This window comes from Pseudomonas sp. TMB3-21, assembly GCF_054898145.1.
Map to the genome: position 1 here is coordinate 940,335 of NZ_CM142718.1, position 12,679 is coordinate 953,013.

Below are 12,679 nucleotides of genomic sequence, written 5' to 3' on the forward strand. Positions count from 1 at the left end.
CGTTCGTGCCCAGCACGGGGAGATTCAGAGTGAAGTGCGGCTGATGCAAGGCGTGATGATTGGGTTGATCCTGCTGATCGCGCTGCTCATCGACACCTTGCAGCGGCGTCTGGCACGTACACTCACCAACCTCGCACCGGCATTGTCAACTTGGGCCGAGGGCGATTTCAGCCAGGACATTGAACTGGGCAAAACCAACCGCGAACTGCACGACATTCAAGCGTCGCTCAACCGCTTGCGCGCCTACCTGGTGGATCTGGTCGGGACCATTCGCTTGAATGCGGAGCAGGTCGCCGGTAGCAGTCGAACCCTGGCCGACCTGAGCAGTGATTTGCACAGCGGCGCCGAACACCAGGCCGGTGATACGGCGCTGATCCGCGATTCTCTCAGCGAGCTGGAGGCCACCATTCAGCAAGTGGCCGGCGACGCCAGTCAGGCTGCGGATGCCAGTCGCAATGCCGGGATGGCGGTCGAGCACGGCCAGAAAGTCATCGGCTTGAGCCTGACCGGGCTGCACGCGCTGGTGGGTGAAGTGCAAGGCAACGCGAAGATGATTGAACACCTGGCCGAAGAGTCGGCCACGATCGGCGGTGTGTTGACGGTGATCCGCTCGATTGCCGATCAGACCAACCTGCTGGCCTTGAACGCTGCCATTGAAGCAGCCCGCGCCGGCGAAATGGGCCGAGGCTTTGCCGTGGTGGCTGAAGAAGTGCGCTCGCTGGCGCAACGCACAGCGGGCGCCACGGCAGAAATTCAGAACCTGATTGCCGGCCTGCAGTCTGCGGCGCGGCAGTCGGTGGAAGGCATGCGCGCGCAGGTCGAACACGCTGAAGCGACAGCCAGTCAGGCTCAGGCCGCTGACGGCGCGCTGGATAAAATCGTCGGCGCGATCCAGACCATTGCCGACACTGCGGTGCGCATCGCCGATGTCACCGCCCAGCAGAGCGGCGCGGTCAGCGAAATCCGCGATCACAGTGAGCGAATTCACCAGTTGGGCGGCGATAACCTGCTGCGCATTGGCGAAGGGCGTGAGCAGGGTGAGCACTTGCTGGTGTTGGGCGGGAGACTGCACACGGCAGTCCAGGCTTTCCGCGTCTGATAGAAACAACCTGCCCCCCCTGTAGGAGCTGCCGAAGGCTGCGATCTTTTGATTGTACTTCTGACGGCAACTCATGAGACATCGCCAAAGATCAAGATCAAAAGATCGCAGTCTTCGGCAGCTCCTGCACGGGTCGGCGTCGTGATGCACTCTCAGCTATCATGCCCTCACTTTCGATACGCGAGATTGTCATGCGCCGTTTGCTCTGTCTGTTGTTGCTCGTGCTCGCCCTGCCGGTCAGCGCCGCCGGTTTGCTGGATAGCCGGCCCAGCGCCACGCTGGGTTCGATCAACAACAGCGCCGACTTCCTGCCGGTGCGCGAAGCCTTTCAACTGAGCCTGGTCGAAGCCACGCCGCAATCGATCAAGCTGCGTTTCGTCGCCGCCGAGGGTTACTACCTCTACCGACACCGCCTGCAGTTTCGCAGCGACCCGGCGGACGTCACACTCGGCCCGGCGCAACTGCCCAAGGGTGAACAGAAGCACGACGAGTACTTCGGCGATGTCGAGGTTTACCACGGGATTCTGGCAGTCGAACTGCCGCGCAGCGATCCACGCGCCTTCACCCTCGTGGTGGGCTATCAAGGCTGCGCCGACAAAGGCCTGTGCTATCCGCCAGAAACCCAACGCCTGAGCATCGATGGCGGCAGCACGTCCGCCGCCTGGAGCTGGAAGGAATTGGCGCTGTTCTTTCTTGCCGGCCTCGGACTGACGTTCACGCCCTGCGTGCTGCCGATGCTGCCGATCCTCTCCGGCGTGGTGTTGCGCGGCCAGGTCGGTGGTTGGCGGGGCTTCAATCTCTCGCTCGCCTACGTTCTGCCAATGGCCGCCTGCTTCGCCCTGCTCGGCGCGTTGATGGGCATGTTCGGCGCGCAGCTGAATCTGCAGGCGCGCCTGCAATCGGTCTGGGTGCTGGTGCCGTTCGCACTGTTTTTTGCGGTGTTCGCCTTGGCGATGTTTGGCGTCTTCGAACTCAAGCTGCCGCAGGCGATCAGCAGCCGGCTGGACCGAATCGCCGGCCGCACCGAAGGCGGCTCGTTGTGGGGCGCGGCGGTGCTCGGCGTGGTGTCGAGCCTGCTGGTTTCACCTTGCGTGTCCGCTCCGCTGGCCGGCGCGCTGCTGTACATCAGCGCCAGCGGCGACGCCGTGGGTGGCGGGCTCAAATTGTTCATGCTCGGTCTCGGCATGGGCGCCCCGTTGTTGTTGATAGCCACCGGTGGCGCGGCATGGTTACCCAAAAGCGGACCGTGGCTGGTGTATGTAAAAAACGCGATCGGCGTATTGCTGCTGGGCCTGGCAATCGGCTTGCTCAGCCGCGTCGTGCCCGGGCAGATCACCTTGCTGCTGATCGGCTTGCTGGCCGCTGGCGTCGGTTTATTCCTGGGCGCGCTGGAGTTCGTTTACAAACCACCGCGCAAACGTCTCGGCCAATTGCTGGGGATGTTTCTGCTGTTTTACGCGTTGGCATGCTGGTACGGCGCGTTCAGTGGCCAGACCGACCCGTTCAGTCCGATTGGTCAGCCGCGCACGATTGCGAGGACCGAACCTGCACAAAATGCCGATGCCTGGCAGACCATCACCACCCCGGCCGAGCTGGATCAAGTGCTCGCCGGGGCGAAAAACTCCGCGACCCCGCTGCTGCTCGACTGGTACGCCGACTGGTGCATCAGTTGCAAAGTGATCGAAAAACAAGTGCTCACTGACGCCAACGTCGTCGAACGTCTCAAAGGCTATCGACTGATTCGTTTCGATATGACCGCCAGTAACGCTGAACAACGCGGCCTGCTCGACCGTTACAAGCTGTTCGGCCCTCCCGCGCTAATGTTCTTCGGCAAGGATGGCGCAGAGCGGGTCGATGTGCGGGTGATCGGCGAGATCAATGCCGCGGACTTCGCCGAACGCGTCGCCAAGGTGAATGACCGGAATTAGCAAGGCGGTCACAAATTTCGCGCAATCATCGGCCATCGTGCTGGCTATTGCATAGAACTGGACAGTCACAAAGGCTTTGCGGCATAGTCGCCGGGTTCTGACAAATGCACATAGATAACAAGGAACAGCAGATGGCAACGCTACTGGTTCTGCACGGACCCAACCTGAACTTGCTTGGTACCCGCGAGCCGGGGACCTACGGCGCCACCACACTGGCGCAGATCAACCAGGACCTGGAACGCCGTGCACGTGACGCCGGCCACCATTTGCTGCACCTGCAAAGCAATGCCGAGTACGAATTGATCGACCGCATCCATGCTGCACGCAGCGAAGGTGTGGACTTCATTCTGATTAACCCGGCGGCTTTTACGCACACAAGCGTTGCATTACGTGACGCGCTGCTGGCGGTGAGCATCCCATTCATCGAAGTGCATTTGTCAAACGTGCACAAACGCGAACCTTTCCGCCATCACTCTTACTTCTCCGACGTAGCGGTGGGAGTGATCTGCGGCCTTGGCGCCAGCGGTTATCGACTGGCCCTGGAGGCCGCACTAGAGCAGCTTGAAAGACAGGCAACCGCTTGAACAACAAGCGTTGAACGCCCCTGACCGACCCTTGGGAGTTGATGATTCATGGATATCCGTAAAGTTAAGAAACTGATCGAATTGCTGGAAGAGTCCGGCATCGACGAGCTCGAGATCAAGGAAGGCGAAGAGTCCGTACGTATCAGTCGTCACAGCAAGACCCCTGCTCAGCAGTACTACGCACCCGCTCCGATGCACGCTCCGGCTCCAGCGCCTGTTGCTGCCGCTCCGGTTGCCGCCGCTGCACCGGCTGCTCCGTCCGCCCCGGTTCTGAACGGCACCGTTGCCCGTTCGCCGATGGTCGGCACCTTCTATCGCAAATCTTCGCCAAGCTCGCCTTCCTTCGTTGAAGTCGGCCAGACCGTGAAGAAAGGCGACACCCTGTGCATCGTTGAAGCGATGAAGATGATGAACCACATCGAAGCTGAAACCAGCGGTGTGATCGAATCCATCCTCGTCGAAGACGGCCAGCCGGTTGAGTACGACCAACCGCTGTTCACCATCGTTTGAACCGCGGAGAAACTTTGATGACTGCGAAGTTGGAAAAAGTTCTGATCGCCAACCGCGGTGAGATCGCACTGCGGATTCTGCGTGCCTGCAAAGAGATGGGCATCAAGACCGTCGCCGTTTACTCCAAGGCTGACAAAGAGCTGATGCACCTGGGCCTGGCAGACGAATCCGTCTGCATCGGTCCGGCCTCGGCCACCCACTCCTACCTGCACATTCCAGCAATCATCGCCGCGGCTGAAGTGACCGGCGCTACCGCCATTCACCCAGGCTACGGTTTCCTCGCGGAAAACGCTGATTTCGCTGAACAGGTCGAGAACTCCGGCTTTGCCTTCATCGGTCCGAAAGCCGAAACCATTCGCCTGATGGGCGATAAGGTCTCGGCCAAACACGCCATGATTGCTGCCGGTGTGCCAACCGTTCCGGGCTCCGACGGCCCGCTGCCGGAAGACGAAGAAACCGCTCTGCGCATCGGTCGCGAAGTCGGTTACCCGGTGATCATCAAGGCCGCTGGCGGCGGCGGTGGTCGCGGCATGCGCGTTGTGCATAAAGAAGAAGACCTGATCTCCTTCGCGAAGCTGACCCGCACTGAAGCTGGCGCGGCGTTCGGCAACCCGATGGTCTATCTGGAAAAATTCCTGACCAACCCACGTCACGTGGAAGTCCAGGTACTTTCCGATGGCCAAGGCCAGGCGATTCACCTCGGCGACCGTGACTGCTCGCTGCAGCGTCGTCACCAGAAGGTTCTTGAAGAAGCGCCGGCACCGGGCATCGACGAAAAGGCTCGTCAGGAAGTCCTCGCACGCTGCGTCAAGGCGTGCATCGACATCAACTACCGTGGCGCGGGCACTTTCGAGTTCCTGTACGAGAACGGCGCGTTCTATTTCATCGAAATGAACACCCGCGTTCAGGTTGAGCACCCGGTTTCGGAAATGGTCACCGGTATCGACATCGTCAAGGAGATGCTCAGCATCGCCGCTGGCAACAAACTGTCGTACACCCAGGAGGACGTGGTTATTCGCGGTCACTCGCTGGAATGCCGAATCAACGCCGAAGACCCGAAAACCTTCATGCCGAGCCCGGGCACGGTCAAGCATTTCCACGCTCCAGGCGGCAACGGCGTTCGCGTCGATTCGCACCTGTACAGTGGCTATGCGGTTCCGCCTAACTACGATTCGTTGATCGGCAAGCTGATCACCTACGGCGCAACCCGTGACGAAGCGTTGGCGCGCATGCGCAATGCGCTGGACGAAATCGTTGTCGACGGGATCAAGACCAACATCCCGCTGCACCGCGACCTGGTCCGCGATGAAGGCTTCTGCAAAGGTGGTATCAACATCCACTACCTGGAACACAAGCTGGCGGGCGACAAGCACTAAGCTTTTAGCCTGATCAATAAAGCCGCCTTCGGGCGGCTTTGTTGTTTCTGCACTTCTCAGATATTCATAAAACTCTGTGGCGAGGGGGCTTGCCCCCGTTGGACGGCGCAGCAGTCCCAAAACAGTCGATCCGGTTTGTCTGATTCAATGAGATTGGATGGTTGTGCGACTGCTGCGCAGCCGAACGGGATCAAGCCCCCTGGCCACAGGTTATTTGTTCACTTCCGGACCCCGTCTACCCTGTCGTCTTCTGCCGCGCGCTCGCGTAAACTTGCGCGCTTATCGCGGCCCGCCAGGCTGCAATCAATATTTTTCAAAGGTGCCCGCCATGCCTTGGCTGCAAGTCCGTCTCGCCATCAGCCCAGAACAAGCCGAAACCTACGAAGACGCTTTCCTTGAAGTGGGCGCGGTGTCGGTGACCTTCATGGATGCTGAAGATCAGCCGATCTTCGAACCGGAACTCAACACCACCCCGCTGTGGTCGCACACCCACTTGCTGGCGCTGTTCGAAGGTGGCACCGAAGCCACCAGCGTGCTGGCCCATCTGGAGTTGCTGACCGGCAGTCCGTTGCCAGAAAACCACAGCGAGATCATCGAAGACCAGGATTGGGAACGCAGCTGGATGGACGGTTTCCAGCCGATGCGTTTTGGTCAGCGCCTGTGGATCGTGCCGAGCTGGCACGCGGCGCCGGAACCGGACGCTGTGAATCTGCTGCTCGATCCGGGCCTCGCGTTTGGCACCGGCACGCACCCGACCACTGCGCTGTGCCTGGAATGGCTCGACGGTCAGGACCTCAAGGACTGCAACGTGCTGGACTTCGGTTGTGGCTCGGGAATTTTGGCGATTGCCGCTCTGTTGCTGGGCGCCAAAGAAGCTGTCGGGACCGACATCGACGTGCAGGCGCTGGAAGCGTCGCGCGATAACGCAGGGCGCAACAACATCGCCGAGGTGTTGTTCCCGTTGTATTTGCCAGAGGATCTGCCGCAGGTTCAGGCCGACGTGCTGGTGGCCAACATCCTCGCCGGCCCGCTGGTGTCGCTGGCGCCGCAACTGTCCAGCCTGGTCAAGCCCGGCGGCCGTCTGGCGCTCTCGGGCATTCTTGCCGAACAGGGCGACGAAGTGGCCGCCGCTTATGCGCAGGACTTTGATCTGGACCCGATTGCCAATCGCGATGGCTGGGTGCGCATTACCGGGCGTCGGCGCTAGAATGAGCCTCTGCACACACCGGATCGCCGCATGACCGACAGCTTCGTCACTCAGTGCCCGCATTGCCAAACCAGCTTCCGCGTCAACCATGCTCAACTGAGCGTGGCCCGCGGAGTGGTTCGTTGCGGCTCGTGCCTGCAGGTATTCAATGCCGCCAAGCAATTGCTCGAGCAGGCCGGCAAAGATGTGGACGCGCCGGTTGCTCCGACTGTCGTCGAAACTGCGGAGCCTCGCGCCATCAGCCAGAAACAATGGTCGGCGACCGAGCTTGATCTGGACACGCTGGATCTGGACGAAGAGCTCGCGCGACTTGAACAGCGGGAAACCCAGCCGACTGCCGAATTCGTCCGCCAGCGCGAAGACAGCTTGAGTGCGCGCCGGGATAACACCGAGCATGAAGATGAGCCATGGTCCGACAGCCTGTTCAGCGAGTCGGCCGTCGATCGAACCGGGGCAGCCGACGTCAGTGAATCTGCGCCACCGCTGATCGAGACCGGCATTCTTGCGCGCACCGAGCCATCGTTGTCGCTTGTACCGGTCGAACTGGATGACGAGCCTCAGCCGCCGCAGCTGCGCCTGAACGATCCGCTTGATGCCCGGCTGCATCACGAACGCTTGTCGGCGTCTGCCGCCAGCGACGATTTCGACGACGACTTGCCTTCAATCGCGCCCCTGCGCAAGCGCCATGAACGCAGCGAATCGACCGAGCGAGTCGAGGCCTTGCAAGACCTGACCGACGACCCGCTGCAACTGGACTGGCAAAAGCGCCGCTCGCCCTGGGGCCGCCGGGTGTTCTGGTTGCTGCTGACCCTTGTGGGTGCAGGCGCACTCGTCGGCCAGTACATTGCCTATCACTTTGACGAAATGGCTCGCCAGGACCAGTACCGTCCGTGGTTTCAGCAAGTGTGTCCGCTGATTGACTGCACCGTGCCGTCCAAGGTCGACATCGCCAAAGTCAAAAGCAGCAATCTGGTGGTGCGCAGCCATCCCGAGTTCAATGGCGCGCTGGTGGTGGACGCGATCATCTACAACCGCGCACCCTTTTCCCAGCCGTTCCCGCTGCTGGAGCTGCGCTTCGCCGACCTCAATGGTCATCTGATCGCCAGCCGTCGCTTCAAGCCAGGCGAGTACCTTGGCGGCGACCTCGAAGGGATGGCGGAAATGCCGCCGCAAACGCCCATCCACATCGCGCTGGACATTCTCGATCCAGGTGCCAAAGCGGTGAACTACAGCCTGAGCTTTCATTCGCCCGAGTGAGGCCCTCCAGCGTTACGGCTTTGGCGGCATATTTCTGACTGCGACCGCTCGTACCAAACCGCTGGCGATAACAAAATAACTGTTCAGATTTTGTTCAATTCAGCCTTTATCCAGTCATCGAGAGCGGGTATCATGCCCACCCTTTTTCGAACTCTAATGATCCGGCCCCACAACAGGGAAGTCCTATGTCGGCGGTACGCATCGGTCCATACACATTACACAACGGCTTGATCCTCGCCCCTATGGCGGGCGTCACCGACCAACCCTTTCGTCAGCTTTGCAAGCGACTGGGCGCAGGGCTGGTGGTTTCGGAAATGGTCACCAGCGACATGAGTCTGTGGAATACCCGCAAGTCGCGGATGCGCATGATCCACGAAGGTGATCCCGAGCCACGCTCGGTACAGATCGCCGGTGGCGATGCGCAGATGCTGGCGGACGCGGCACGGGCCAACGTCGAGCTGGGCGCGCAGATTATTGATATCAACATGGGCTGTCCGGCGAAGAAGGTCTGCAACAAGGCTGCCGGTTCCGCACTGTTGAAAGACGAAGCACTGGTCACCGAGATCCTGCAGGCCGTGGTGGCGGCGGTCGATGTGCCGGTCACTTTGAAGATTCGCACCGGCTGGGACCGGGACAACAGGAACGGTCTGACGGTGGCGAAGATCGCCGAGCAAGCCGGGATCGCGGCGTTGGCGGTTCATGGCCGCACCCGCGCCGACCTGTACACAGGTGAAGCCGAGTACGACACCATCGCCGCGATCAAGCAGGCAGTGTCGATGCCGGTGTTCGCCAATGGCGATATCGATTCGCCCGAGAAAGCCCGGTACGTGCTCGATGCGACCGGTGCCGACGGGCTGTTGATAGGCCGGGCTGCCCAGGGGCGGCCGTGGATTTTTCGTGAGATCGAGCATTTCCTGGGCACCGGAGAAAAACTTCCGGCGCTGGAACTGATCGAGGTGGAACGCATTCTGCTAGAGCATCTGGCCGCACTGCACGCTTTCTATGGCGATGTGATGGGTGTCCGTATCGCTCGCAAGCATGTGGGCTGGTATCTCGCAACCTTGCCGGGCGCCAGGGAGTTTCGCGCCCAATTCAATCGTTTGGAAGATACGGAAGCACAATGCGCCAACGTTCAGGGCTTCTTCGCCGAACGTTACAAGAGCCTGGCAGGGGACGGAGAAGGGGTGGCCGCATGACGATGATGACCGAGACTTTAGTGAGTGGAACAGCACCCGTGAGCGACAACGTGAATTTGAAACAGCACCTCAATACGCCGAGCGAAGAAGGTCAGACCCTTCGCGGGAGTGTCGAGAAGGCGCTGCACAATTATTTCGCCCACCTTGAGGGCGCTGCCGTCACGGATGTGTATAACCTGGTGCTCTCCGAAGTCGAGGCTCCGTTGCTCGAGTGCGTGATGAACTACGTCAAGGGCAACCAGACCAAGGCCAGCGAGCTGCTCGGACTCAACCGGGGCACGCTGCGCAAGAAACTCAAGCAGTACGATTTGCTGTAAGCATTCAATCAAACCAGAAAGGCGCCCGCGTAAAACCGGTCGCCTTTTTTGCTGACTCCTTTGCTTTTTGATGGAAATTGAAATGACCGACCAGACTACCCGCCTGCCGATCCGCCGCGCCTTGATCAGCGTTTCCGACAAGACCGGGATCCTCGAGTTTGCCCAGGCGCTTGAAGCGCTGGGCGTCGAGATCCTCTCCACCGGCGGAACGTTCAAGCTGCTGCGCGACAACGGTGTTGCCGCAGTGGAAGTCGCCGATTACACCGGTTTCGCGGAAATGATGGACGGTCGGGTGAAAACCCTGCACCCGAAAATTCACGGTGGGATCCTCGGTCGTCGCGGTGTCGACGACGCCATCATGAACGAGCACGGCATCAAGCCGATCGATCTGGTCGCGGTCAACCTGTACCCGTTTGAAGCAACGATCTCCAAACCAGGTTGCGACCTGCCGACTGCGATCGAGAACATCGATATCGGCGGCCCGACCATGGTTCGTTCAGCCGCCAAGAACCATAAAGACGTGGCCATCGTGGTCAACGCCAGCGACTACGCCAGCGTCCTCGAAGGCCTAAAGGCCGGTGGCCTGACTTACGCTCAGCGCTTTGACCTGATGCTCAAGGCGTTCGAGCACACCGCCGCCTACGACGGCATGATCGCCAATTACATGGGCACCGTGAACCAGGCGGCTGACACACTCAGCACCGAAGGTCGCAGCGAATTCCCGCGCACCTTCAACAGCCAGTTCGTCAAGGCTCAGGAAATGCGCTACGGCGAGAACCCGCACCAGAGCGCGGCGTTCTACGTTGAAGCCAAACCTGCCGAAGTCGGCATCGCCACCGCGACCCAGCTGCAAGGCAAAGAGCTGTCGTACAACAACGTGGCCGACACCGACGCCGCGCTGGAATGCGTGAAAAGCTTCGTCAAACCCGCCTGCGTGATCGTCAAGCACGCCAACCCGTGCGGCGTGGCCGTGAGCCCGGACGCCGAAGGCGGCATTCGTCAGGCTTACGAACTGGCTTACGCAACCGACACCGAATCGGCGTTCGGCGGCATTATCGCTTTCAACCGCGAACTGGATGCCGAGACGGCCAAAGCCATCGTCGAGCGTCAGTTCGTCGAAGTGATCATCGCCCCAAGCGTCAGCGCCGAAGCCCGCGCGATTGTCGCGGCCAAGGCCAACGTGCGCCTGCTGGCGTGCGGCGAATGGTCGGCTGACCGTGCCGCCGCCTGGGACTACAAACGCGTCAACGGGGGCCTGCTGGTGCAGAGCCGCGACATCGGCATGATCAGCGCTGATGACCTGAAAGTGGTGACCAAGCGCGCCCCGACCGAACAGGAAATCCACGACCTGATCTTCGCCTGGAAAGTCGCCAAGTACGTCAAATCCAACGCGATTGTTTACGCCAAAAACCGCCAGACCATCGGTGTCGGCGCGGGCCAGATGAGCCGCGTGAACTCGGCGCGCATTGCTGCGATCAAGGCTGAACACGCCGGCTTGCAGGTCGCCGGTTCGGTGATGGCTTCCGATGCGTTCTTCCCGTTCCGGGATGGCCTGGACAATGCGGCCAAGGTTGGCATCACTGCGGTGATCCAGCCAGGCGGCTCGATGCGTGATAACGAAGTGATTGCCGCGGCTGACGAGGCTGGCATCGCCATGGTCTTCACCGGCATGCGCCACTTCCGTCACTAACAGAAACGCGGTCGGTGTAGCAGCTGCCGTCAAGCTGCGTCCGGCCGCGAAGCGGTCGTAATCGTTTTCTCGCCGGAAGGTCGTTCCGACCTTAACGCAGCCTTCGGCAGCTGCTACAGGGGTTGCTCCGTTCGCGGGTGCCAGCCCTACACAGAATTAGCGTCATCCGAGGTTTTTTAAATGAATGTTTTGATCATTGGCAGCGGTGGCCGTGAACACGCCCTGGCCTGGAAAGTGGCTCAGGATCCGCGCGTGCAAAAAGTATTTGTCGCGCCGGGCAACGCCGGCACCGCCATCGAAGCCAAATGCGAAAACGTCGACATTGACGTGCTGGCACTCGAGCAGCTGGCTGACTTCGCCGAAAAGAATGTCTCCCTGACCATCGTCGGTCCGGAAGTGCCTCTGGTGGCTGGCGTTGTCGATCTGTTCCGCGCCCGCGGTCTCGACTGCTTCGGTCCGACCGCCGGTGCCGCTCAGCTGGAAGGCTCGAAAGCGTTCACCAAGGACTTCCTCGCGCGCCACAAGATCCCGACCGCCGATTACCAGAACTTCACCGAGATCGAGCCAGCCCTGGCTTATCTGCGTGAAAAAGGCGCGCCGATCGTGATCAAGGCTGATGGCCTGGCCGCCGGCAAAGGCGTGATCGTAGCCATGACCCTGGCCGAAGCCGAAGACGCGGTGCGCGACATGCTCGCGGGTAACGCGTTTGGCGATGCCGGTTCGCGCGTTGTCATCGAAGAATTCCTGGACGGCGAAGAAGCCAGCTTCATCGTCATGGTCGACGGCAAAAACGTACTGCCGATGGCCACCAGCCAGGATCACAAACGCGTCGGCGACGGCGACACCGGCCCGAACACCGGCGGCATGGGCGCTTACTCTCCAGCGCCAGTGGTGACCAACGAAGTACACCAGCGTGTCATGGACCTCGTCATCTGGCCAACCGTGCGCGGAATGGCCGAGGAAGGCAATGTCTACACCGGTTTCCTCTACGCCGGCTTGATGATCGACAAAGCTGGTAACCCAAAAGTCATCGAATTCAACTGCCGTTTCGGCGACCCCGAGACACAACCGGTTATGCTGCGCCTGCAGTCGAGCCTTGTGCTGTTGGTCGAGGCTGCGCTGGCTCAGGCTTTGGACAAGATCGAAGCACAATGGGATCCGCGTCCTAGCGTCGGCATCGTGCTGGCTGCTGGCGGTTATCCTGGCGATTACGCCAAGGGCACCGCGATCAGCGGCCTGAATGCGGCCGCCGCGCTGGAAGGTAAAGTCTTCCACGCCGGCACGGCACTCAAGGATGGCGAAGTGGTGACGGCCGGCGGTCGGGTTTTGTGCGCTACAGCCATGGGTGCGAGCGTTGTTGCCGCCCAACAGCAAGCGTACCGGCTGGCAGCACAAATTGACTGGCAAGGCTGTTTCTATCGCAAGGACATTGGCTACCGCGCCATTGCCCGCGAGCGTGGCGAAAATCTGGAATAATCGACCCATTCGGTCGGGCAAGGGCGTTCAGCCCTTGCC

The 12,679-nt window shown here is 60.7% G+C and carries 11 protein-coding genes; all 11 read left to right on the plus strand.

The window, feature by feature from the left end:
* Positions 1-463: 463 nt before the first annotated feature.
* The 11 genes from ACYZTS_RS04445 to purD all read left to right on the plus strand — a co-directional run bounded on the left by ACYZTS_RS04445 (position 464) and on the right by purD (position 12,640).
* Positions 464-1,099, plus strand: a complete 636-nt coding sequence (locus tag ACYZTS_RS04445; protein WP_442961275.1) for a methyl-accepting chemotaxis protein — start codon at positions 464-466, stop codon at positions 1,097-1,099.
* Between the two features lie 191 nt (positions 1,100-1,290).
* Positions 1,291-3,027 (plus strand): protein-disulfide reductase DsbD, encoded by a 1,737-nt coding sequence (locus tag ACYZTS_RS04450; RefSeq protein WP_461994312.1) that lies wholly within the window; start codon positions 1,291-1,293, stop codon positions 3,025-3,027.
* Between the two features lie 131 nt (positions 3,028-3,158).
* Positions 3,159-3,611, plus strand: a complete 453-nt coding sequence (gene aroQ / locus ACYZTS_RS04455) for a type II 3-dehydroquinate dehydratase (protein ID WP_028620185.1) — start codon at positions 3,159-3,161, stop codon at positions 3,609-3,611.
* 48 nt (positions 3,612-3,659) lie between these two features.
* Complete coding sequence (gene accB / locus ACYZTS_RS04460; RefSeq protein ID WP_028620186.1) at positions 3,660-4,121, plus strand: acetyl-CoA carboxylase biotin carboxyl carrier protein; 462 nt, start codon at positions 3,660-3,662, stop codon at positions 4,119-4,121.
* A 17-nt stretch (positions 4,122-4,138) separates the two neighbouring features.
* On the plus strand, positions 4,139-5,497 hold the full coding sequence (accC, locus tag ACYZTS_RS04465; RefSeq protein ID WP_461994315.1) for an acetyl-CoA carboxylase biotin carboxylase subunit: 1,359 nt from the start codon (positions 4,139-4,141) through the stop codon (positions 5,495-5,497).
* Between the two features lie 328 nt (positions 5,498-5,825).
* A complete protein-coding gene (prmA, locus tag ACYZTS_RS04470; RefSeq protein ID WP_461994316.1) occupies positions 5,826-6,704 on the plus strand; it encodes a 50S ribosomal protein L11 methyltransferase in 879 nt (292 codons plus the stop codon).
* A gap of 30 nt (positions 6,705-6,734) precedes the next feature.
* Positions 6,735-7,961: a DUF3426 domain-containing protein gene (locus ACYZTS_RS04475; protein WP_461994318.1), complete on the plus strand. Its 1,227-nt coding sequence runs from the start codon at positions 6,735-6,737 to the stop codon at positions 7,959-7,961.
* Between the two features lie 185 nt (positions 7,962-8,146).
* Entirely contained in the window at positions 8,147-9,157 is a 1,011-nt protein-coding gene (gene dusB, locus ACYZTS_RS04480) for a tRNA dihydrouridine synthase DusB (RefSeq protein ID WP_461994320.1), read from the plus strand.
* Positions 9,154-9,474, plus strand: coding sequence for a DNA-binding transcriptional regulator Fis (gene fis / locus ACYZTS_RS04485; RefSeq protein ID WP_007945216.1), 321 nt, complete (start codon positions 9,154-9,156; stop codon positions 9,472-9,474). The genes dusB and fis overlap by 4 nt, the downstream gene beginning before the upstream one ends.
* An 82-nt stretch (positions 9,475-9,556) precedes the next feature.
* Positions 9,557-11,164 carry a bifunctional phosphoribosylaminoimidazolecarboxamide formyltransferase/IMP cyclohydrolase gene (gene purH, locus ACYZTS_RS04490; protein ID WP_461994322.1) on the plus strand — a complete coding sequence of 536 codons (1,608 nt, stop codon included), beginning with the start codon at positions 9,557-9,559 and terminating at the stop codon, positions 11,162-11,164.
* Positions 11,165-11,344: 180 nt separating this feature from the next.
* Positions 11,345-12,640 carry a phosphoribosylamine--glycine ligase gene (gene purD / locus ACYZTS_RS04495; RefSeq protein WP_461994324.1) on the plus strand — a complete coding sequence of 432 codons (1,296 nt, stop codon included), beginning with the start codon at positions 11,345-11,347 and terminating at the stop codon, positions 12,638-12,640.
* The last annotated feature ends 39 nt before the right edge of the window (positions 12,641-12,679 follow it).